Annotated in this window: 19 protein-coding genes; 12 read left to right on the forward strand and 7 right to left on the reverse strand. The window is 72.6% G+C overall.

Going from position 1 to position 20,060, the window contains the following annotated elements; all coding sequences use genetic code 11:
* Window positions 1-3: 3 nt before the first annotated feature.
* Window positions 4-576 carry a GNAT family N-acetyltransferase gene (locus AAH979_RS00450; protein WP_346256164.1) on the forward strand — a complete coding sequence of 191 codons (573 nt, stop codon included), beginning with the start codon at window positions 4-6 and terminating at the stop codon, window positions 574-576.
* Here the strand turns inward: AAH979_RS00450 and AAH979_RS00455 are convergent.
* Window positions 564-1,163 (reverse strand): NAD(P)H-dependent oxidoreductase, encoded by a 600-nt coding sequence (locus AAH979_RS00455; RefSeq protein WP_346256165.1) that lies wholly within the window; start codon window positions 1,161-1,163, stop codon window positions 564-566. The two genes, AAH979_RS00450 and AAH979_RS00455, sit on opposite strands and share 13 nt — an antisense overlap.
* A gap of 371 nt (window positions 1,164-1,534) precedes the next feature.
* Here AAH979_RS00455 and AAH979_RS00460 point away from each other — a divergent pair, with 371 nt between their 5' ends.
* Window positions 1,535-2,617: a hypothetical protein gene (locus AAH979_RS00460; protein WP_346256166.1), complete on the forward strand. Its 1,083-nt coding sequence runs from the start codon at window positions 1,535-1,537 to the stop codon at window positions 2,615-2,617.
* 75 nt (window positions 2,618-2,692) lie between these two features.
* Here AAH979_RS00460 and AAH979_RS00465 read toward each other — a convergent pair whose 3' ends face one another.
* The 3 genes from AAH979_RS00465 to AAH979_RS00475 all read right to left on the reverse strand — a co-directional run bounded on the left by AAH979_RS00465 (window position 2,693) and on the right by AAH979_RS00475 (window position 5,932).
* On the reverse strand, window positions 2,693-3,580 hold the full coding sequence (locus AAH979_RS00465) for an alpha/beta fold hydrolase (RefSeq protein WP_346256167.1): 888 nt from the start codon (window positions 3,578-3,580) through the stop codon (window positions 2,693-2,695).
* Between the two features lie 164 nt (window positions 3,581-3,744).
* A complete protein-coding gene (locus tag AAH979_RS00470) occupies window positions 3,745-4,974 on the reverse strand; it encodes a CehA/McbA family metallohydrolase (protein ID WP_346256168.1) in 1,230 nt (409 codons plus the stop codon).
* Window positions 4,975-5,092: 118 nt separating this feature from the next.
* Complete coding sequence (locus AAH979_RS00475; RefSeq protein WP_346256169.1) at window positions 5,093-5,932, reverse strand: metallophosphoesterase; 840 nt, start codon at window positions 5,930-5,932, stop codon at window positions 5,093-5,095.
* 236 nt (window positions 5,933-6,168) lie between these two features.
* Between AAH979_RS00475 and AAH979_RS00480 the strand changes: the two genes are divergently transcribed.
* From AAH979_RS00480 to gatB, 8 genes are all read left to right on the forward strand, one after another.
* Entirely contained in the window at window positions 6,169-6,486 is a 318-nt protein-coding gene (locus AAH979_RS00480; protein ID WP_346256170.1) for a hypothetical protein, read from the forward strand.
* Window positions 6,487-6,549: 63 nt separating this feature from the next.
* Complete coding sequence (locus AAH979_RS00485; RefSeq protein ID WP_346256171.1) at window positions 6,550-7,476, forward strand: WXG100 family type VII secretion target; 927 nt, start codon at window positions 6,550-6,552, stop codon at window positions 7,474-7,476.
* Window positions 7,477-7,536: 60 nt separating this feature from the next.
* The gene (locus tag AAH979_RS00490) at window positions 7,537-7,866 is read left to right on the forward strand and encodes a YbaB/EbfC family nucleoid-associated protein (protein WP_346256172.1); all 330 of its coding nucleotides are present in this window, start codon (window positions 7,537-7,539) and stop codon (window positions 7,864-7,866) included.
* Between the two features lie 3 nt (window positions 7,867-7,869).
* Window positions 7,870-8,487 (forward strand): hypothetical protein, encoded by a 618-nt coding sequence (locus tag AAH979_RS00495; RefSeq protein ID WP_346256173.1) that lies wholly within the window; start codon window positions 7,870-7,872, stop codon window positions 8,485-8,487.
* Between the two features lie 8 nt (window positions 8,488-8,495).
* The gene (locus AAH979_RS00500; RefSeq protein ID WP_346256174.1) at window positions 8,496-9,233 is read left to right on the forward strand and encodes a hypothetical protein; all 738 of its coding nucleotides are present in this window, start codon (window positions 8,496-8,498) and stop codon (window positions 9,231-9,233) included.
* A 406-nt stretch (window positions 9,234-9,639) separates the two neighbouring features.
* A complete protein-coding gene (locus tag AAH979_RS00505) occupies window positions 9,640-10,908 on the forward strand; it encodes a sensor histidine kinase (RefSeq protein WP_346256175.1) in 1,269 nt (422 codons plus the stop codon).
* Window positions 10,905-11,588 (forward strand): response regulator transcription factor, encoded by a 684-nt coding sequence (locus AAH979_RS00510; RefSeq protein ID WP_346256176.1) that lies wholly within the window; start codon window positions 10,905-10,907, stop codon window positions 11,586-11,588. The genes AAH979_RS00505 and AAH979_RS00510 overlap by 4 nt, the downstream gene beginning before the upstream one ends.
* Window positions 11,589-11,712: 124 nt before the next feature.
* Entirely contained in the window at window positions 11,713-13,215 is a 1,503-nt protein-coding gene (gatB, locus tag AAH979_RS00515) for an Asp-tRNA(Asn)/Glu-tRNA(Gln) amidotransferase subunit GatB (RefSeq protein ID WP_346256177.1), read from the forward strand.
* Window positions 13,216-13,278: 63 nt separating this feature from the next.
* Here gatB and AAH979_RS00520 read toward each other — a convergent pair whose 3' ends face one another.
* Window positions 13,279-14,928, reverse strand: coding sequence for a metallophosphoesterase (locus tag AAH979_RS00520; RefSeq protein WP_346256178.1), 1,650 nt, complete (start codon window positions 14,926-14,928; stop codon window positions 13,279-13,281).
* A 149-nt stretch (window positions 14,929-15,077) separates the two neighbouring features.
* Window positions 15,078-16,259 carry a PQQ-dependent sugar dehydrogenase gene (locus tag AAH979_RS00525; RefSeq protein ID WP_346256179.1) on the reverse strand — a complete coding sequence of 394 codons (1,182 nt, stop codon included), beginning with the start codon at window positions 16,257-16,259 and terminating at the stop codon, window positions 15,078-15,080.
* A 316-nt stretch (window positions 16,260-16,575) separates the two neighbouring features.
* Here AAH979_RS00525 and AAH979_RS00530 point away from each other — a divergent pair, with 316 nt between their 5' ends.
* Both AAH979_RS00530 and AAH979_RS00535 read left to right on the forward strand, forming a co-directional pair.
* Complete coding sequence (locus AAH979_RS00530) at window positions 16,576-18,345, forward strand: hypothetical protein (protein WP_346256180.1); 1,770 nt, start codon at window positions 16,576-16,578, stop codon at window positions 18,343-18,345.
* A gap of 94 nt (window positions 18,346-18,439) precedes the next feature.
* On the forward strand, window positions 18,440-19,366 hold the full coding sequence (locus AAH979_RS00535) for a 2-hydroxyacid dehydrogenase (RefSeq protein ID WP_346256181.1): 927 nt from the start codon (window positions 18,440-18,442) through the stop codon (window positions 19,364-19,366).
* Window positions 19,367-19,404: 38 nt separating this feature from the next.
* On the opposite strand, the gene AAH979_RS00540 is transcribed toward AAH979_RS00535, so the two are convergent.
* On the reverse strand, window positions 19,405-19,803 hold the full coding sequence (locus AAH979_RS00540; RefSeq protein ID WP_346256182.1) for a PH domain-containing protein: 399 nt from the start codon (window positions 19,801-19,803) through the stop codon (window positions 19,405-19,407).
* Between the last annotated feature and the right edge of the window lie 257 nt (window positions 19,804-20,060).

Consider the following 20,060-nt stretch of genomic DNA (forward strand, 5'->3'; position numbering starts at 1 on the left):
GAGGTGCCCGGCGGCTTCCGGGTCGACGTCGGCCTGCCGGGCCATCGGGTACGCCACGTCCTGCACACCTACGACGCCGACGCGCTCGGCCGGCTCGGTCGGGAACTGACCGCCCCGGGCACCTGGATCAAGGTGAGTGGGGATCCGGCCGAGTTCTGGGCCGCCCTGCCCGACGGGTGGGCGATGGGCACCGCCGGATACCTGATGAGCGTGCGGTTCCGCGCGGAGCCGGTCCGGCCGCCGGCGCCGTACACCGTCCAGGTCGATACCGAGCCCGGCGGCGCGGTGGTCGTCGCGACGGTGCGGGACGGTGCCGGCGGCACGGCCGCGTGGGGGCGGCTGGCGCCGGCCGGGGAGTTCGGCATCGTCGACAAGGTCGAGACCGAGCCGGCACACCGGCGACGCGGGCTGGGCAGGGTGCTGATGCGTACCCTCGCCGCGCGGGCGGCGGCGGGCGGGCTGCGTACCGGAATCCTGGTCGCCACCGACGACGGACGGGCCCTCTACCGCACCCTCGGCTGGGTCGTCCGCTCCGACGTGCCCGCGGCGTACCGCCCCGAGGTTCACCCCGGATAGGGGTTGTCGAGGCGCCCGCTGCGCAGGGTGCTCGCCCACCAGGTCAGCTCGTCGAGGGTCGTGTCGGCGGCCTGCCGGGTGGGTGCGTCCACGGTGAGCACACCGTCGCGGCCGACGAGACTCCAGGGTGCGGTGAGCGCGACGCAGTTGCGGGTGGTGGCGGCGTACAGTTCGGCGAAGACCAGGCGCAACTGTTCGGCGGCCCGGATGCCGCCGGATCCGGCGCCGTAGGAGACCAGGGCGACGGGCTTGAACATCCACTCGCGGTAGTGCCAGTCGATCGCGTTCTTCAACGCGGCCGGAAAGCTGTGGTTGTATTCCGGGGTCACCACCACGAAGCCGTCTGCCGAGGCCAGCCGGCCGGAGATCGGGCTGTTCGGGTTGCCGCCGGGCGGGGTGCCATCCAGCGGCAGGGCGACCTCGGCGAGGTCGACGAGGTCGACGGCGAGCCCCTCGCGCTGCCGGGCCGTCTCGGCGAACCAGTCGGCGACGATCCGGCCGACCCGGGGTCTGCGGACGCTGCCGACGATGACGGCGAGGGAGAGTTCCGGGGCGGGGACGGTGCGGGAACGTTCCGGTTCGGTCATGCGGTCGACGCTAAAACCGCAATGAATGTTGAGGTCAAGCCTCCCGGGTATCGCAGGCGTCGCGAACGTCGCCGCCGTTGCGGACGTGCGCCCGGGGATGTCGCGGTCGGGCTGGCCACAATCGAACGCATGCCGGACCGGGGACCGCCGCCGCAGCGGCCGGCACAGGACACCGTGACGCTGTGGCGGCCGACCGGACAGGCCGAACTGGACCTGGTGGCAGCCTCGGGTTGGCGGGCCGGCCCGGCGTCCAGTCGTGTCCAACCAGGTCCAGGATGCCCGGCGACACCGCTGGACATCGATGACCCTCTTCCTCAGTAGCCGCGCCGGCGGGGGTCTGGCGCAGGCGTCTATCGAGGAGGAGCCAATCCATGAAAGTCCTAGCGAAGCGGGCCACCTGGGCAACATCGGTGGCGATCGCGCTGGTGACGGCAGCGGTACCCGCGCTGGCGCTGAGCCAGCCGGCGAGCGCCGCACCCGCACCGGGCCTGGACCCGGGCGCGACCGCCGAGGCGTGGGCGGCCGGTCGGGCCGCGTACGGGTCGGGCGTCACCGAGCACCAGGCGATCGTGGCGTACTGGACGCCGGAGCGGATGCGGGCGGCGCAGCCGGTCGAGGAGTCACCCGCCTACCAGCAGGCGGTCAAGCGGTACGTCGACAGTGGACAGGCCACCCGACAGGCGGTCGACCGGGGCGCCCGGCTGACGATCCCGCCGACCGCCGGTGAGCTGGGTACCCCGGACAGCGGTCCGGTGCCGGCGGCGTTGAACCCGAACTTCGCCTCCAACCACCCGACCGCGCGCACCAGTGGCAAGGTCTTCTTCACCCTGGCCACCGGCAACTTCGTCTGCTCCGGCACGGTGGTCAACTCCGAGGGTGAGGACACCGTCTGGACCGCCGGGCACTGCACCCACCCCGGCGGTCCGGGGGGCGCGCTGGCCACCAACTGGGCCTTCGTGCCCGCGTTCGACGACGACCTCGCCAATCCCCGGCCGTTCGGCACCTGGACCGCGTCCCGGCTGTTCCCGGCGCCGGGCTGGACCGCCAGCTCCAACTTCAACGAGGACATGGCGGTGGCGGTCATGAACACGCTCAACGGCCAGCACATCGTCGCCCGGCTCGGCGGCCAGGGCCTGGACGTGAACCGGGGCCTGAACGTCCCGATCAACGCCTTCGGCTACCCGCAGGAGGCACCCTTCGACGGCGGCAACCTGATGCGTTGCTCCGGCACCTCGCAGCCGGAGTCCGCCGGCGCCACCCAGACCATCCGGATCCCCTGCGACATGACCCGGGGCTCCAGCGGCGGCGGCTGGCTGCTCAACTGGGACGGCAACTTCGGCTTCCTGTACGGCGTCAACAGCCGGATCGACCGGATTGTCAACCCGACGATCATGATCTCGCCGTTCTTCGACAACACCGCGCTGAACCTCTACAACCAGACCAGGAACCTCTGATCGTTCGACAGGTCGCCGTCTGAGCGGCGCTGTCCGGGGTGGGCCGGTGGACCGGCCGCCCCGGGCAGCGCCGCGCTATCGGGCCATCACCGGCTGCCGCTGGTTCCGGCCGAGGAACTCCCGGATGTGGCCGGCGATCTCGTCGAGGTGGGTCTCCAGCGCGAAGTGGCCGGTGTCGAGCAGGTGGATCTCGGCGTCCGGCAGGTCCCGCTGGAAGGCGCGGGCACCCTCCGGGCCGAAGATCGGGTCGTTGGCGCCCCAGACCGCGAGCAGCGGCACTTGGGTCTGCCGGAAGCACTCCTGGGCCCGTGGATAGACGTCGAGGTTCGTCTGGTAGTCCCGGATGAGCTGGAGTTGGTTGTCGTGGTTGCCGGGCCGGCCGAGTACCTCCATCGCGTGGTGCCAGGCATCCGGGCTGACCAAGCTGACGTCCGGCACCCCGGTCTCGTACTGCGCCCGGACCTCCTGTTCGGTGAAGGCCCGCCGGGCGGCGGCCTCGTTCTCCGGTCCGGGATCCTGTGCGTACGCGAAGAGCGGCTTCCAGAACTTCTCGACGAACCCCTCCTGGTACGCGTTCCCGCTCTGGCTGATGATCGCCGAGATGCTCTCCGGCCGGCGCAGCAGCAGCCGCAGCGCTATCGGCGCACCGTAGTCCTGCATGTAGACGGCGTACCGGCGGATGTCGAGCTGGTCCAGCAGCCCCACGGTCACGTCGGTGAGCGCGTCGAAGGTGTACGGGAAGTCGCCCAGCGGCGGGGCGGAGGAGTAGCCGAACCCGATGTGGTCCGGCGCCACCAGGTGGTAGTCGTCGACCAGCGCCGGGATCAGGTTCCGGAACATGTGCGAACTGGTCGGGAAGCCGTGCAACAGGACCAGCGGAGGGGCGTCCGGCGGGCCGGCCTCGCGGTAGAAGACGTCCAGGCCGTCGACCGTCGCGGTCCGGTGGTGTACTCCGCCGATCATCGTTCCTCCTGGATCGCCCCGTCCGATCTGCCCCTTTCCCCCCATACTGCCCGCAGCCCTACCTCCTCCGAGCGGGTATCGACGCTGGCGGACGTACCCGATCCGGTCCCGGAACGGCGGGGCCGGCACGCCGACAGCGGGCCGGCCCCGACGGACCTGGCGGGTCAGGGCTGGAGGAACCACGGACTGGTGTACGCGACACCCCAGTCGTTGCACGGGTGGTTCGCCGGCCCCGGGCTGGCGTTCGGCTGGGTCGGGTCGGAGATCCGCAGCACCACCCAGTGCCCGTCGGTGATGTCCAGCGGCACGGTGAAGCTGGTGACCCGACCGGCCTCGATCTCCACCACCTCGGGCACCACTGGTGCGTCGCTGCCCGGCCGGAGCACCTGGATCCGCAGCGGCCTGCCCACCCAGTCCGGCCCCCGGTCGAGGTCCACCGAGAAGGTCACGTCGCCCCGGGTCAGCGGCAGCACCGCGCCCATCCGAACCCCGTTCGCGGTCGCGTCGAGCCGCAGTCCGGAGACCCGGGTGGCGAAGAACCGGCGGGCCCGCATCGCGGCCAGCACCTCCTGCCGGGTGTTCTGGGTGACCCAGAGCCCGGTCCGGCCCTTGCCCTCCGGGAAGCCCCAGTTGGTGCCGTGCTCGTCGGAGACCCCGGTGAGACCGGGCCGCCAGCCGGCGTTCAGGCAGGCGACCAGCGGAGAGGTCTGGCCGCTGCCCCAGCCGTCGAAGAGGTAGTCGTCGCCCCGGTTGAACATCTCCAGCCCGATCATCGGCTCGCGGACCCCGGCGACGTACCGGAAGTTGTCGAACCGGCCCACCTCGCGCCCCGGGTGGTTGAACCCGGCCACCCCGCCGGAACTGCCGATCCAGTCGTAGAGCCGGCTCATGCTCGACGACTGGAGCAGGTCGGTGTAGTTGCCGGTGAACCAGACGTTGACGTGCCCGAGCAGCGGGTGCGACCACTCGAAGCCCCGGATCGCGGTGTACTGGCCGGGGTCGTCGGCGGCGTCGGCCAGTTGACCCGTGCGGTCCCACTCCGACCGGGACAGCCCCTCGATGGAGAAGAGGGTGCTGTGGTCGGTGAGCGCGGCGACGTCCAGGCCGGCCTCGCGCATCGAGGCGAAGGCCAGCGCCGGGTCACCGTCGCCGTCGGACATCAGGGTGTGGTTGTGCAGGTCGGCGTGGACCAGCGTGGTGCCCTGGGTGATCTGGGAGGCTCGCGAGGCGCCGGTGCCCGCCGCCTGGTTCGGCCCGGCCGCCCGGGAGGTGGTGACGGCGTGCGCGGTGCCAGGAGCGGCGGCGAGGGTGAGCAGCCCGCCGACGGCCGCGATCAGCGTACGCCGGCTGGTACCGGTCGGGGTGTGTCCGGTCTCCGCATGGGTGTGAGTCATGCCGGACAGTGCATACCGTGGCCGGCAACTCGGCGGTAGCCGCAGTTGGCCGGACGGTTAAGTCTGTCGATCGCTCAGTGGACCCGGGTAGGTGACGTGGAATCGCGGAGGTGACCGGTCACCGGCCCTCGGGGAGTTCCTGGGCGGCGAGGAGCCGGGCGCCGTCGAGTATCAGCGGTTGCCAGCCGGCCGCCCCGGTACGCCCGTGTTTCGGGTCGATCCCGGTGAAGGTCCGGCCGCCGACGCGGACCCGGACGTGCCGGGCGCTCCAGTCGGCGCTGGCGCGTTGGCGTACCCGGCCGGGGCACCGCCAGGTGCGGTCGGCGAAGCGTACGACCTGGGAGTGCCCGTGCACCTGGCCGAACGGCACGAACCCGCCACCGGCGTAGAACTCCAGCCACGGCTCGTGCAGCTCCCAGCCCGCCTCGGCCCAGAACGGCCCGGCCGCCCGGTCCACGCCGAACTCCCCGCCCCGGAACAGCAGCGGCTCCGGTCGTCCGTCGAGCAGCCGGGCCGCGAGCGCGGCGCTCGGCGGCTCCGCAAGCTCCCGCCAGGCGCCGACCGTCAACCCGGCGTGACAGACCAGCAGGTCCTCCGAGTCCGCCGTCCGGACCGCGACCGCGACCCGCAGCCGGCCCGCCGCCCACCACGAGCGGAGCAGGTCGGCGTCGGCGTCGGCGAGCCGGTCCGGCCAGAACGGCGTCCCGCCGGGCAGGTACTGCGCCTCGTGGTTGCCGGCGAGCTGGATCCACCGGTCCGGCTGATGGTCGAGATACCAGCGGACGATCTCCAACACCGCGCTGCTGTCCGGGCCACGGTCGACGAGATCGCCGACCTGTACCACCGTGACGTCCTCGGGCAGGCCGGGCCGGTCGGCGTCCGCGCCGAGTGCGTGCAGGGCGCCGCGTAGCTGGTCGGGGTGGCCACCGACGTCACCGATCAGCGCTATCCGGGCCATCGCCGCTCCTCGGTCGGACGGATCTACCCGCAGCGAGCCTATCTCGGCGGAGGATCTTGCGGTCCCGGCCGGGACCACGGTGGACGGTCGCCGGGTCCGGCCCGGGCGGCTCCGACCACGCCCGGTGTCGGGCCGGCGCCAGCGTGTGCCGGTCGGCCGGAAGCCGCCCAAATTGTTGCCCTGATCAGCCGTAGGCGGTCCAATGACACCGAAGTGATCTATTAGGGTGCCTTGTCATGACTGGTGGTTCAGGTGACGGGTTCACGGTAGACCCGACAGCACTGGAGACCTTCTCCAAGACCAGCTACGGCCGGGCGGACGACTTTGACGAGATCCGTGGCCGGCTCCGGGAGGGCGCCGTCGGGCGTTCCTCCTTCGGCATCATGCCCGCCTCGTTCACCCTCTACGACCAGTACGAGTCCTGCCTCGACGAGTGCCTCCAGGCCCTGGCGGACGGGGTCGAGGTGATGGAGGTGATCGCCGACGCGGTCACCGCCGAGCGGGACTCGTACCTGAACAGCGACGCCGCCGCGCAGGCCCGGTTCGGCGGCTGACCAGGCACGGCCGCGCCGCCACGGCCGCGCGGCACACCGAAGACCACGAAGGGGGAGGGCGCAGTGTCGACCGTCGCGCTCGAACGCAGCAAAACCTATTTCGAGCAGTTCGTCGGCTCCGTACCGGAGCCGCTCCAGGGTTTCACCCGGACCGTGCTGTCGCCGTTCGAGCAGCTCCTCGAACAGGTGGCCGGCGATCCTGACGACCTGATGCGGGGCGCGGAACGCTGCCTCGCCGCGTCGAACGACGTGCTCGGCATCGCGGCCCAGCAGCAGACCGACCGGGCCCAGCTCCAGCCGCCGGCCTGGGGCGGTAGCGCCCAGGAGGCGTTCCAGACCGGGCTGACCAACGTCGAGGAGACCATCCGGCAGTTCGCCGAGGGACTGAACGCGGCCAAGGAGGTCCTGGTCGAGGCGGCGAACGCGGCAGTCGACGCGTTCAACCTGCTCTGCGAGCTGATCTTCGAGTTCCTGACCGCCTTCCTGATCGAGGCGATCATCGCCGCCGCCGCGGCGTTCTTCAGCTTCGGCGCGTCGATCGCCGCGTTCGTCGTACGCTGGCTGGCCCGGCTGGCGCTGACGCTGGGCCGGGGCGCCCGGATCGTCAGCAAGCTGGTCCGGGTCCTGGTGAAGCTGGCCCGCAAGCTGGACGACGTCAAGGCGCTGCTCACCCGCTACCGCCAGCGGGTGATGGAACTGCGCAAGCTGAAGAAGGAATACGCCGTGTGGAGGCAGCAGGGCCGTACCGCGCAGGGGCGGGCGATCCTGGCGGAGCACAGTCTCAAGGTCGGCGTGCCCCGGTTCGTCTTCAACCAGATCTCGCCGGTCAACCTGAGCGGGAAGGGCGGTGCGGTGCTGGACACCGCCGTCGGCATGCACGACATCTCGGACGGGACGAAGGATCGCAACTACGCGACCGACGGCACCTACCGGGAGGACATCGGCCCGTATGCGAAGAGCGCGCAGGATCTGATCGACTCGGTGGGCTGACCGGCCGCCCGGCGGACGGTGGCGCGCGTACCGAAGCGGACGAGGGTAGGAGAGGACGACGTGGCGGAATATCCCGCACTGGATCGGCTGGAGCAGCTCGCGAACAGCCTGGACGGCCTGCAGTTCCAGATGAACCGGCGGATCGAGGAGCTCCAGGCACAGCCGGTCGAGCTGGAGAGCGAGAGCGGTGCCGTACGGGTCGCGGTCGACCACGGCGGCCGGGTGGACCGGGTCGAGATAACCCCCCGGGGCATGCGGTACAGCCCGGACCAGCTCGGCGCGGAGATCACCGGCACCATCCGGCGGGCGCAGCGGGAGGCGACCCGCCGGTTGCAGGACTCCATGCGGGAGGTGCTGGGCAACGCCGCCGACGACTATCCGCTGGGCTGAGCCGTGCCCACCGACTACCGCCATCTCTACGCCGACGCGGTCGCGACCAAGCTCGAACCGGGCGAGGTGATCCTCGCGCTCACCGAGGCGAAGCGTCCGCACGGGCTGGCCCCGGACCCGCCGCCCCGACCGCCGGACCCTGCCCCGGGCGACGGGACGGCGGTGGCCGGGATGGGGTTGGCCAACGTGGCGCTCAGCGGCGTCGAGGCGATCGACAACATCGGCGGCGGGGGTCCGACCGACTGGTTGATCCGGCTCCTCTTCGGCCGTGCCGCACGCGGCCGGCTCGACTCGGCCGCCGCCGACTACGTCCGGGCGGTACCCACCGACGCGAAGCTGCTGGCGGTGGTCACCGACCGGCGGCTCGTGGTGTTCCGGATCGGCCGGTCCACCGAGGTGCGTCCGTTCGGGGAGCGGCGTAAACCCGTGGTGGCGGCGAAGCTGAAGCCCCTCTGGTCGGTGCGGCGGGCGGAGGTGACCGGGGCGCGTCGACGCTGGCACCGGCTGCACGGCGCCCGGCTCCGGGTGACCTTCCGGGACGGCTCCTGGCTGGAGCTGACCGGCCCGCTCTGCATGGGTCGGCAGCGGGCCGGCGAACTGCGCGACGCGCTCGGCGGTTGAGCCCGACGATGCCGAGGAGTTCGCCGCTGGACGGCTGGCGTACGGCGTTCGTGGCCGAGGCCCGACGGCACGGGGTGCCCGGCGCGGAGATCCGCGCCGCGCTGGCCGAGGTCGAGACGTACTGCGCCGATCCGGGGGCGGATCCGACCGAGGCGTTCGGCGAGCCGACCGAGTATGCCGCAGCGCTCGCCCACGGGCTCCGCGCGGCGCACCCGGATCCGGACGGCCGGCGGAGATCGCCCTGGCTGGGCGCGTTCGTCGCCGCCAGCACCCTGGTCGGGGTGATGGCGCTGCTCGCCGGGGTGGAGGCGCTGACCGGGTACGGGACCGCCGAGGTCACCGCCGGTCAGCTCGTCTCGGCACTCGCCGGGGTGGCCGGAATCGTCCTCGTCGTCGCGCTGCTGTTCCGGCCGGATGCGGCGTACCGGCCGACGCCGGACTGGCGATTCGGCCTGGTCGGGGCCGCCGCGATCGCTGTGACGACGGTACCGGTGCTGGTCTGGCCACAGGTGGCGGCCCGGCTGCCCGGCTGGTTGCTGCTCGGGGCCGGCGTACTGCTGCTGGTGGCCGCCTGCTGGCCGCTCGCCTCCGGCCGGCTCCTCGCCGACCGGCCGGTCGGGGCGACCCCGGGAGCTGCGGCGCCCGGCCCGAACTGGCGTACCCGGATCGTCCGCTGGGGCCTGCCGGTCGCGCTGCTCTGCGTGCTGGTCGTCGCCGTCCTGCTCGACGGTGGCGTCACCTCCTGACCCCGGCCGGTCCGTCGAGCTGAACCTGGTGGGTCCCGTCGAGTCGAACCCGGTGGGTCCCGTCGAGCCGAACCCGGTGGGTCCCGTCGAGCCGAACCCGGCTAGCCGGTCGGGCGGGCCGAGCGGGCGCACAGCCGGGGCAGCTCGACAGTCTCCGCCGGAGACATGCCTGCTCCGTCCAGGCATACCTGCCTGCTCCGTCCGAGGCATACCTGCCCAATCCGGGGCGTGCCCGCCGAGCGTCCGTCGCGGCACGTCCGGTACTCCGTCCGGTGTATGTGCTGCTCCACCCGCGCAGTCGCGGGTGTCGGCCGTAGGCTGACGCGCCGCCGGCCCGTGCTGCCTAGCGTCGATGCCGTCGACCTCGCGAAAGCGTGAGGCAGGCTTGCCGAAGGAGGAGGCCAGGATGACAACGACGGTCCCGCGATCACCGGACCCGGCCGGAGTGGCGGTCGAGGACGACCACGCCGTGCCGGCGCGCGACGAGCATCGGGCCGGCGGCCTCGCCGGCCGGCGCCGTCCCGCCTGGAACAACCTGGGCCTGGTCTCCCTGACCCTGCTGGGAGTGCTGGTCGGCACCGCCGTCGCCGGGGCGCCGATCACCTACGAGGGCACCCTGCCGTTGGCCACCTGGCTCGCCCTCCTTCTGCTGCTGCGCCGCCGCTGGCCGGTGGCGGTACTGCTGGCCAGCCTGGCGGCCGTCACCGCGTTCCGGGTCGCCGAGCTGACCGAGGCCGGCTGGGTCTGGCCGGCGTCGGTGATCTTCTTCCTGCTGGCGGCCGACGACACACCTCGGCGCCACGGCCTGCGCTGGGCGGTCGGGGCCGGGCTGTTCCAACTGACCTTCGCGGTGACCTGGCAATGGACGACCGAGGGTCAGGACGTGCAGCGGGCGATCGGCGAGGTCGGTGGGGAGGCGCTCGGCCTGGCCCTGACCATCGCGGTCGCGGTCGCGTTCCGGAACTGGCTGCGCTGGCGCGCCGAACTGGCCGCCGGGCTGGCCCACGCCGAACAGGAGCGACGGCTGGAGGCGGATCGCCGGGCCGCGGAGGAGCGGTTGCAGATCGCCCGTGAGCTGCACGACGTGGTGGCGCACACGCTGACCGTGGTGGGCGTGCAGTTGCGGGTGGCGGACGAGGCGCTGGACGACTCCACCGACGAGGCGCGGGCCGCGCTGCGTACCGCCCAGGAAGTCCGGGCCAGGGCGGTGGGCGACCTGCGGTCGCTGATCGACGTGCTGCGTGCCCCGGGCGACCGGCCGGACGCGGACAGCGTCCCGGCCCCGCAGGCCGACCTGGGCGGCCTGGCCGAACTCACCACCCGCACCCGGGCCAGCGGCCTGGAGGTGGCACTCGACGTCACCGGCGATCCCGGCACGGCTCCTGCCCCGGTGGCGCTGGCCTGCTACCGGGTGATCCAGGAAGCCCTGACCAACACGGTGAAGCACGCGGGCGCGCGGCGGGCGACGGTACGGTTGGTGATCACCCCCGAATCGGTGCTGGTGGAGGTGGTCGACGACGGCAGCCGCCCCGGCCCGGCGGCGGTGCCGGGGCACGGCATCAACGGGATGCGGGAACGGGTCGCCGCGCTCGGTGGCAGCTTCACCGCCGGACCGGCCGACGGTGGCGGCTACGCGGTGCGCGCCACGATTCCGGTGGCAGGCTTCCGACCATGACGATCAGCGTGCTGCTCGCCGACGACCAGGCCCTGGTGCGGGCCGGATTCCGCAGCCTGCTGAGCCGGGGCCGGGACATCGAGGTGGTCGGCGAGGCGGCCAGTGGCGACGAGGCGGTCCGGCAGGCCCGTACCCTGCGCCCGGACGTCGTGCTGATGGACATCCGGATGCCGGGCCTGGACGGCCTCGCCGCCACCGAGCGGATCGTGACCGACCCGGCGATGTCCGGCTGCCGCGTCATCATCCTGACCACCTTCGAGACCGACGAGTACGTCTTCGCCGCCCTGCGGGCCGGAGCCAGTGGATTCCTCACCAAGGAGATCGAGCCGGCCCAGCTCCGCCAGGCGGTCGGGATCGTCGCCGCCGGCGAGGCGCTGCTCTCGCCGAGTGTGACCCGCCGGGTCATCGAGCAGTTCGCGCACCGGCCGGTGGCGGCCACCGACACCGGGGCGCGGCTGGCGGTGCTCACCGAACGGGAGCGCGAGGTGCTCCGGCTGGTCGCCACCGGGCTGTCCAACGAGCAGATCGCCGGCCGCCTCTTCATCAGCCCGCTGACCGCCAAGACCCACATCACCCGGGCGATCGCCAAGCTCGGCGTCCGGGACAGGGTCCAGTTGGTGATCGTGGCGTACGAGACCGGCCTGGTCCGCCCCGGTACTCCGGGCGAGCCACCGGGCTGAATCGGGCGCCCGCCGGCTCGGCGGCGAAACCCGGGCGAGCCCGGGTCGGGCCAACGATTAGGCTTGCAGGGTTCTGTCCGGATGCCGCCGGGGGGCCGGCTGCCGCCCGAGAGCTGGAGTCTAGATGAGCACGACCGTCCTGCCCTCGTACGACGACGTCGTCGAGCGCTACGCCCCGGTGATCGGCCTGGAGACCCACGTCGAGCTGGGCACGAAGACCAAGATGTTCTGCGGCTGCCCGACCGATTTCGGCGGCGAGCCGAACACCCGGGTCTGCCCGGTCTGCCTCGGGCTGCCCGGCTCGCTGCCGGTGGCCAACAAGGCCGCGATCGAGGCGACCATCCGGATCGGTCTCGCGCTGAACTGCTCGATCGCGCCGTGGAGCCGGTTCGCCCGGAAGAACTACTTCTACCCGGACATGCCGAAGAACTACCAGATCAGCCAGTACGACGAGCCGCTCTGCGTGGACGGCTGGCTCGACGTGGAGGTGGACGGGGAGACGGTGCGGATCGGCATCGAGCGGGTGCACCTGGAGGAGGACACCGGCAAGACCCTGCACGTCGGTGGCGCCACCGGGCGGATCCACGGCGCGACCGAGTCGCTGGTCGACTACAACCGGGCCGGCATCCCGCTGGTCGAGATCGTCACCAAGCCGATTCCCGGTACCGGCGCCAAGGCCCCGATCGTGGCCCGGGCGTACGTCACCGAACTGCGGGACGTGATCCGCTCGCTGGGCGTCTCCGACGTCCGGATGGAGGAGGGCTCGCTGCGCTGTGACGTGAACACGTCGCTGTCGCCGGCCGGCTCGGCGGAGTGGGGCACCCGCACCGAGACGAAGAACGTCAACTCGCTGCGCTCGGTCGAGCGGGCGGTCCGCTCGGAGATGCTGCGCCAGGCGGCCGTACTCGACTCCGGCGGCCGGATCGTGCAGGAGACCCGGCACTTCCACGAGGACACCGGGGATACCACGTCGGGCCGGTCCAAGGAGACCGCCACCGACTACCGCTACTTCCCCGAGCCGGACCTGGTGCCGCTGGCCCCGGATCCGGCCTGGGTCGCCGAGCTGAAGGCGGCGCTGCCGGAGCTGCCCCGGGTGCACCGGCGGCGGTTGCAGCAGGAGTGGGGGCTGAACGACCACGACATGCAGTCGGTGCTGAACGCCGGTGCGGTCGAGCTGATCGAGCAGACCGTGGCCGCCGGCACCACCCCGGCCGGCGCCCGGAAGTGGTGGCTCGGCGAACTGTCCCGGCGGGCCAACGAGGCCGGTGTCGAGCTGGCTGCGGTGGGCGCCACCCCGGCCCAGGTGGCCGAGCTGCAGAAGCTGGTCGACGCGGGCAAGCTCAACGACAAGCTGGCCCGTACCGTGCTGGAGGGCGTGGTGGCCGGCGAGGGCTCGCCGAGCGAGATCATGGCCGCGCGGGGTCTGGAGGTGGTCTCCGACACCGGGGCGCTGACCGCGGCCGTGGACGAGGCGATCGCCGCCAACCCGGACATCGCGGCCAAGGTGCGGGACGGCAAGGTGGCCGCGGCCGGAGCCCTGGTCGGGGCCGTCATGAAGAGCACCCGGGGGGCGGACGCCAAGACCGTCCGCTCGCTGATCCTGTCCCGGCTCGGCGTCGAGGGCTGACCGTTCCGTTCCAGGAGGGGCTCCGGCGGCGTCAGCCGGTGGGGGTCGGCTCCGGCGGCGGCGTCAGCCGGTGGGGGTCGGGTCCGGCGGCGGCGCACCGGCCGGCGGGACCGGGCTGGCCGGAGTGGGCGTACCGGGGGTCGGGGTGGCCGGGACCGGTGGCTCCGCGACCACGTGCCGTTCCAGGTTGACCTGCGCCTCGCCGGTGCCACCGAGCAGGATGTCGTCGTACGCCTGGAGCGCCCGCTGCTGGTCGAAGTAGAGCACCGACATCGCCAGCGGGGTCGGCTTGTCGCCCTCCAGGCCGCGCAGCCCCGCCCCGCCGGTGGAACCCTGCACCTGGAGCTGGGTCGGCATCGCGTCCGGCACCCGCGGCAGTTCGCGTACCTCGCGGTTGTGGGTGTGCCCGGCCAGCACCAGCGGTACGACGCCGGAGAGCGCGTCGGCCGACGCCGGATCGTGCACCAGGGCGATGTCGACCGGCTTGCCGGAGGCCCGGATCGTCGAGGCGAGCTTCTCGCCGGTCCCGGTCACCTGGTCGACCGTCTGCGGCAGACTGCCGGACCCGGCCGGCGAGGTCTCCTTGTCCGGGGTGAACCGGGGGTCCCCGATACCGGCGATGGTCAACCCGCCGACGTTGACGATCGAGTTGTCCAGCACGATCGCGTTCGGCTGCCGGCCGACGGCGGCGGCGGTGGCCGGCGAGTCGTGGTTGCCCCGGATGAAGACGTACGGGACCTTCAGCAGGCCGATGGAGCCGACGAAGGACGCCTCCGGCTCACTGCCCCAGTCGGTGATGTCCCCGGTGTCGATCACCATGTCGATCTTGAACTGCTCCACCACGGTCCGGACCACCTGCCAGGCGGTCGGATTCAGATGCAGGTCCGAGACGTGCAGCACCCGTACGGTGCCCTGCTCCTGGTCGAAGACCGGCAGGGTGGAGACGGTGGTGTAGAGCTGGCTGACGTTGCCGACCATCCGCTGGAGCTGGTCGGCGTACCGGCCGTAGTCGTTGGCGATCCGCCGGGCGTCACCGACGATCGCCGGGGCGTTGACCAGCAACCCCTCGTACCGGGGCTCCTCGATCGAGTCCGGCCGGAAGGTCAGCGCGGCGATGCCCAGGCTGCCGCCGGTGATCACCAGCGCCAGCCCGCCGGCCCAGGCCACCCGACGGGTACGCCGGAAGACCAGCGCCGCCAGGATCATGGTGGCCAGTACGGAGACCGCGACCGTGCGTACGCCGACCCGGATCACCCCGTTGGTCACGTCGCTGACGGCGGACTGGCTGGCCCGGCTGATGCTGGCCGGATCGTCGATCAGCGCCTCGGTGCGCCGCTGGTCCAGCGAGCCGAGCCGGACCGAGAGGTGCGCCGGGCCGGCGTGGCTGCTGAGGTGGAGCGCGCCGAGCGGCGGAATGGTGACCGTGGTGCCGCCGTCGACCGAGGGCGTAATCGCCATCTCCGCCCGGAACGGCCCGATGTCGGTCTGCATCCGCCCCCCGAGCAGGACTCCGACCACGATCCCGACCACCGTGACGCCGATGATCGACATGGCCAGTCCGGCCCGGCGGCTCGGTTTCGAGGTCAGGGCGGCGCGGCCGCCCCGTACGGCGGTACGCCCCCAGCGCAGCAGCGCCGCCGGGAGCAGCACACGCCGAACCGCCGGGGGTGGTGTGCCCCCGGCGGCTCGGGTGTCATTCCTCCGCCTGTCCATGCTCCATCATCACCTGCCCAGCGCGACATCTTCAAAACCCGCCGCAGGTCCCGCGCCATTTCCACCGCGGGTATGAGCTAGCTCTCCCACGCCCGCCGCCCCGCCGGCGGCGCCGTGCCGGCATGCTGCCGCCCCGGCCGCCGGGGAGGTCAGCTCTTTCCGGCCGCGCCACCGGAGAAGACCAGCCGGAAGATCCGGTCGTCCTCCGGAGCGGGGTCGCGCTTGCCGTCGTGGTTGGAGGTGGAGATCCACAACGAGCCGTCCGGTGCGGCGACCGCCGTGCGGAGCCGGCCGTACTCGCCGACCAGCAGCGAACGGGGCTGGCCGAGTACGGTGCCGTTGGCGGTGAGTTCCACCAGCCAGAGCCGCTCGCCCCGCAGACAGGCCGCGACGAAGACCCGGTCGATCATCGCCGCGCCGGAACAGGACGCCTCGGCGGTGGTCCAGGTGACCAGCGGATCGACGTACTTCTCGGCGTCCGCGCCGCCTCCACCGCGCCCCTCGACCTCGGGCCAGCCGTAGTTCTTGCCCGGCGTGATCAGGTTGATCTCGTCCCACTGGCTCTGGCCGAACTCGGTGGCGTAGAGCCGCTTGTTGGCGTCCCAGGCGATGCCCTGCACGTTGCGGTGCCCGTACGACCAGACCAGGGAGTTCGGGAACGGGTTGCCCGGGGCAGGCTTACCGGCCGGGGTCATCCGGAGGATCTTGCCGCCGAGGCTCTTGAGATCCTGCGAGAGCCCACGCTCCGAGGCGTCCCCGGTGGTCGCGTAGAGAAAGCCGTCCGGGCCGAAGCCGAGCCGTCCGCCGTTGTGGATGCCGGAGAGCGGGATGCCGGTGACGATCGGTGTCGGCCTGGCACCCAGGGTCAGCTTGGCGATCCGGTTGTCCTCGGACGTCGAGTAGTAGATGAAGACCGTCTTGTCCCGCTGGTAGGCCGGGGAGACGGCGATGCCGAGCAGCCCGCCCTCGCCGGCCGCGTCGACCTCGGCGACGGTCTGCACGGTGCTGACCTTGAGCCCGTTCGTGTCGGACTCCGGGCCGACCTTGAGGATCTTGGCGGTGTCCCGTTCGGTCACCAGCGCGCCTCCGTCGGGCAGGAACGCGATGCCCCACGGGATCTGCAACCTGCTCGCGAGTACGGTGGCCGCGACCTGCTGCCCGGCCCCGCTCTGGCTGGGCGAGACGGACGGGGTGGGGAAGCTCGGCGGTTCACCGGCCGGATCCGGTTCCGGCTCGCCGAAGGCACAGCCACTGGTGAGGAGTACGGCCGCCGCACAGAGCGCGACCGCCGCGCGCCGACGGCTGAGTCTGGGGTACGGGCGAGCGCTCACCCGGACCAGGGTAGTCCGATCCCGTCGCGTGCCGTCGGTTCGCTCGATCATTGAACCCATCTTCCCGAGTCGTCGCTGGTCGGAGCGCCGGCCGGGTGATCGTGCCGGCCCGGCCGCCGTCCGTCGGGTCGCCAGGACCGGTCGACCCGCCACCGTGACGAGTCGCGGCGACCGGGACGGGTTCCTGGCACCGACCGGGCACGGGGGCCATCCCAGACCCGATCAATAGCCCAGCTAAGGGGTGAGTGGTGCTGATGAGAAGAATCGGGCATGTCGCCGAGCGGATTGCCGGTCCGGCCGTGCGAAACTGCCCGGCATGGCGCTCGCCACCACCACATCGGAGCTGACGGAGCCGCCATCCCGGTCCACCCGACGGCGCCCCACTCCCGGGCTGGTCGCCGCCGTGCTCGGGGTGCTCGGCGTCGGCTACCGGCTGGGGCTGCTGCTCGCCGAGGTGCCGCCGAGCAACAGCGACGAGGCGGTCACCGGGCTGGTGGCCCGGCACGTGGCGCAGGGGCGGGAGTTCCCGCTCTTCTTCTACGGCCAGTACTACATGGGCGCCCTGGAGTCCTATCTCGCCGCGCCGCTGTTCGCGGTCGTCGGCTCGTCCACCTTCGTGCTGCGGCTGCCCAACCTGCTGCTCTACGCCGCCTTCCTGGCGCTGATGTGGCAGCTCACCCGCCGGCTCTACACCCCCTGGCTGGCGGCGGCCACCGTCGGGCTGCTCGCCCTCGGCTCGGACCGGATCGTGAAGAACCAACTCATCGCGGGTGGCGGCTATCCGGAGATGAATCCGGCCGGCGCGCTGCTGGTGCTGCTGGCGGTCAACCTCGGACTCGGCGTCGTACGCCGGCCCGGCCCGGCGTACGCGGGCTTCGGGCTGGTCGCCGGACTCACTCTCTGGGACGACTGGCTGATCCTGCCGTACGTCGGTGCGGCCACCGCGGTACTGCTCGGGTTCGGGTGGCGGTCGTTGAACCCTTTTCAACCTTCCGTTGCGGTCCGGCATGGCCACAGGTGGAAGTCGGGACGGAGGCGCCGCGCTGTCCAGGTTGAAGAAGATTCACTGGGTGGCCGGGCCGGGCTGGCGCTCGGCACCGGGCTGGCGGTCGGACTCGTCCCGATCGTGGCGCACAACCTGACCGCCGCACCCGAACACCGCTCACTGGCCGTCTACGCCGGACTCGGCGGCGGCGGCGCCGGTTCGTGGCCGGAGCGGCTCTACGGCGGTGTCCTCCTCGGGCTGCCGATGGGCACCGGGCTCTGTCCACCCGGCCGGTGCGCGCCGTGGCAGTTGTGGTGGGGAGTCGCCTATCCGGTGCTGCTGGCGGTCGCCGCCGCGCTGGCCTGGCGGGCGCTGCGCCGGGCCACCGATCGGGCGAACCGGGTCCGGCAGGCCGGCCGACTGGCGCTGCTGGCCGGCGCGGCGCTCAGCCTGCTGGCGTACGCCGGCAGCGGTGCCGCCGCGACGACTCCGGTGGAGAGCGCCCGCTATCTCTCGGTACTGCTGATCTCGACGCCGGCCGTACTCTGGCCGCTCTGGTCGGTGCTGACCCGGCCGGACGGAACGGGTCCATCATGGCCGGCGACATCCATCGGGACGGCCCGTCCCGGCCGGTCGCGCCCGGCCGGGGCGGCGCCGGCCGTCCGGCTGGCGGCCGCGGCCCCGCTCGCCGGGCTCGCGGCCAGCATGGTGCTGGCCAGCGCCGCCCTGGTCGCGGCAGGCCCGGAGCTGGCCCGGAAGGCCGCCCAGCGCCGCGACCTGGTCGCCGGGCTCGACCGGCTGGGCGTACGCCGGTTCTACGCCGACTACTGGACCTGCAACAACATCATCTTCCTCAGCCGGGAACGGATCGTCTGCGGAGTGCTCGGTGCCGACCTGCGGGCCGGCTGGGACCGTCATCCCCGCTATCCGAGACTGGTCGCCGAGGCGCACCGGCCGGCGTTCGTGCTCGCCGAGCGGTCCGCGTTGGACGCGGCGATCCGGGCCCACCTGGGCGACACCGGCCCGCCGATCACCGTGACCGCCGTCGCCGGACACCACGTCTACCAGCCGGCCGGGCCGGTCGGCCTGCCGCTGCGCTGAGGTCCGCCGGGACGGCTCCCGGCACCGGCAGCGGCAGCGGGGGAGCTGAGGGCGACCGCCGGTTCCCGGTCGCCGAGGACTATCGTCGGGGTCCGTGAAGGTGTGGATTCCCCATCCCGAGGGCCTGGAGCTGCTCGGCCAGATCCCCGACGGCGTCACCGTGGAGATCGCCCCGACGCCGGACCGGCTCCCCTCGGACCCGGCCGGGGTCGGGTTCTGGGTGCCGCCGTTCCTCGCCCAGGCCGCCGCGGTGCCGATCGCGGCCAAGCTGCCCGACCTGCGGGTGGTGCAGTTGCTCTCGGCGGGGGCGGACATCTGGGCCGGCCGGCTGCCCGAGCACGTCACCCTCTGCGACGCGCGCGGGGTGCACGACTCGTCCACTGCGGAGTGGGTGGTCACGGCGATCCTGTCGTACCTGCGGTCGTTCCCGGTCTTCGCCCGCGCCCAGGCTCGGCACGAGTGGTCGTACGACCAGGTCAACCCCACGGACGAGCTGGCCGGCAAGCGGGTACTCGTCGTCGGTGCGGGTTCGATCGGGGCGGCCACCCGGGCCCGGCTGGCGCCGTTCGAGGTCGGCCTGACCATGGTCGCCCGGACCGCCCGTCCCGCCGAGGGGGTGTACGGGGTCGACGACCTGCCGGCACTGCTGCCCGGGGCGGACGTGGTGGTGCTGTTGGTGCCGCTCACCGATGCCACCCGTGGATTGGTCGACGCCGGGTTCCTCGCCGCCATGCGGGACGGTGCCCTGCTGGTCAACGCCGCCCGTGGACCGGTGGTCGACACCGACGCCCTGGTCGCGGAGCTGGCGACCGGTCGGATCGCGGCGGCGCTGGACGTCACCGAGCCCGAGCCGCTGCCGGCCGGGCACCCGCTCTGGGATCTGCCCAACGTGCTGCTCACCCCGCACGTCGCCGGCTCGGTACGCGGGCTGCTGCCCCGCGGCTACCGGCTGGCCGGCGAGCAACTGCGTCGGTTCGTGGCCGGAACCCCGCTGATCAACGAGGTGGTCAACGGGTACTGACCCGCGGTGGGTCAGTGGCCGGGCTGGTCCGGGGTGGGTCAGTCGCCGGGCTGGTCCGGGGTGGGGCGGGGCTCGCCGAGCGGCTGGCCGCTGGCGGCGACCAGGCCGGGCAGGTCCGCGGCCCGGACCGCCGGCAGTACTGCCGTCCGGCCGTCCCGGAGGCGCACCACCGCCTGGCCGCGCGGGTCGGACGCCAGCTCCACGATCTCCGACCAGGCGATCCTGCGCTCGCCCAGCAGCGCCCGGATCCGCACGCCGGCCCGGTCGGCGTCGGTGCCGGCCCGCCAGGCCCACCCGCCGACCGCCGCCGGTACCAGCAGCAGCGGGAGGAGATACCAGCGGGAGGTGGCCAGTGGCAGGGTGCCGAGGAACGCGATGACGGCGGCCACCCAGATCGCCTGGCTGTGCCGGAAGCGGAGTGTGCCGGTCTTACCCACCTGGCGATTTTCGCACCCCGGCCCGTCCGGCCCGGCGCGGGCCTCGGCCGGCCGGGCCGAGGGGGTGGCCCGAACCGCTGGCCGGGTCGGGTAGAGCGGGCTTGACCGGCTGGGGGAAGATTCTCCGAGCAACCCGGAGTGGGAGACCCCTACCGTTGAACCTTTTCAACCTGGACGGCGATGCACAGCCGCCTCGAAAGCCGCCTGCGGCCACGACCGGCCACGGGGGAAGGTTGAAAAGGGTTCAATACGTAACC

Origin of the sequence: Plantactinospora sp. ZYX-F-223 (assembly GCF_039649625.1) — a bacterium.
Taxonomy (GTDB): Bacteria; Actinomycetota; Actinomycetes; order Mycobacteriales; family Micromonosporaceae; genus Plantactinospora.

Coding starts and splice junctions, on each gene's coding strand:
- AAH979_RS00465 (WP_346256167.1), bottom strand. CDS start 3,580: ATGATCGGCGGAGTACACCACCGGACCGCGACGGTCGACGGCCTGGAC.
- AAH979_RS00480 (WP_346256170.1), top strand. CDS start 6,169: ATGACTGGTGGTTCAGGTGACGGGTTCACGGTAGACCCGACAGCACTG.
- AAH979_RS00505 (WP_346256175.1), top strand. CDS start 9,640: ATGACAACGACGGTCCCGCGATCACCGGACCCGGCCGGAGTGGCGGTC.
- AAH979_RS00475 (WP_346256169.1), bottom strand. CDS start 5,932: ATGGCCCGGATAGCGCTGATCGGTGACGTCGGTGGCCACCCCGACCAG.
- AAH979_RS00470 (WP_346256168.1), bottom strand. CDS start 4,974: ATGACTCACACCCATGCGGAGACCGGACACACCCCGACCGGTACCAGC.
- AAH979_RS00510 (WP_346256176.1), top strand. CDS start 10,905: ATGACGATCAGCGTGCTGCTCGCCGACGACCAGGCCCTGGTGCGGGCC.
- gatB (WP_346256177.1), top strand. CDS start 11,713: ATGAGCACGACCGTCCTGCCCTCGTACGACGACGTCGTCGAGCGCTAC.
- AAH979_RS00460 (WP_346256166.1), top strand. CDS start 1,535: ATGAAAGTCCTAGCGAAGCGGGCCACCTGGGCAACATCGGTGGCGATC.
- AAH979_RS00520 (WP_346256178.1), bottom strand. CDS start 14,928: ATGGACAGGCGGAGGAATGACACCCGAGCCGCCGGGGGCACACCACCC.
- AAH979_RS00455 (WP_346256165.1), bottom strand. CDS start 1,163: ATGACCGAACCGGAACGTTCCCGCACCGTCCCCGCCCCGGAACTCTCC.
- AAH979_RS00500 (WP_346256174.1), top strand. CDS start 8,496: ATGCCGAGGAGTTCGCCGCTGGACGGCTGGCGTACGGCGTTCGTGGCC.
- AAH979_RS00530 (WP_346256180.1), top strand. CDS start 16,576: ATGGCGCTCGCCACCACCACATCGGAGCTGACGGAGCCGCCATCCCGG.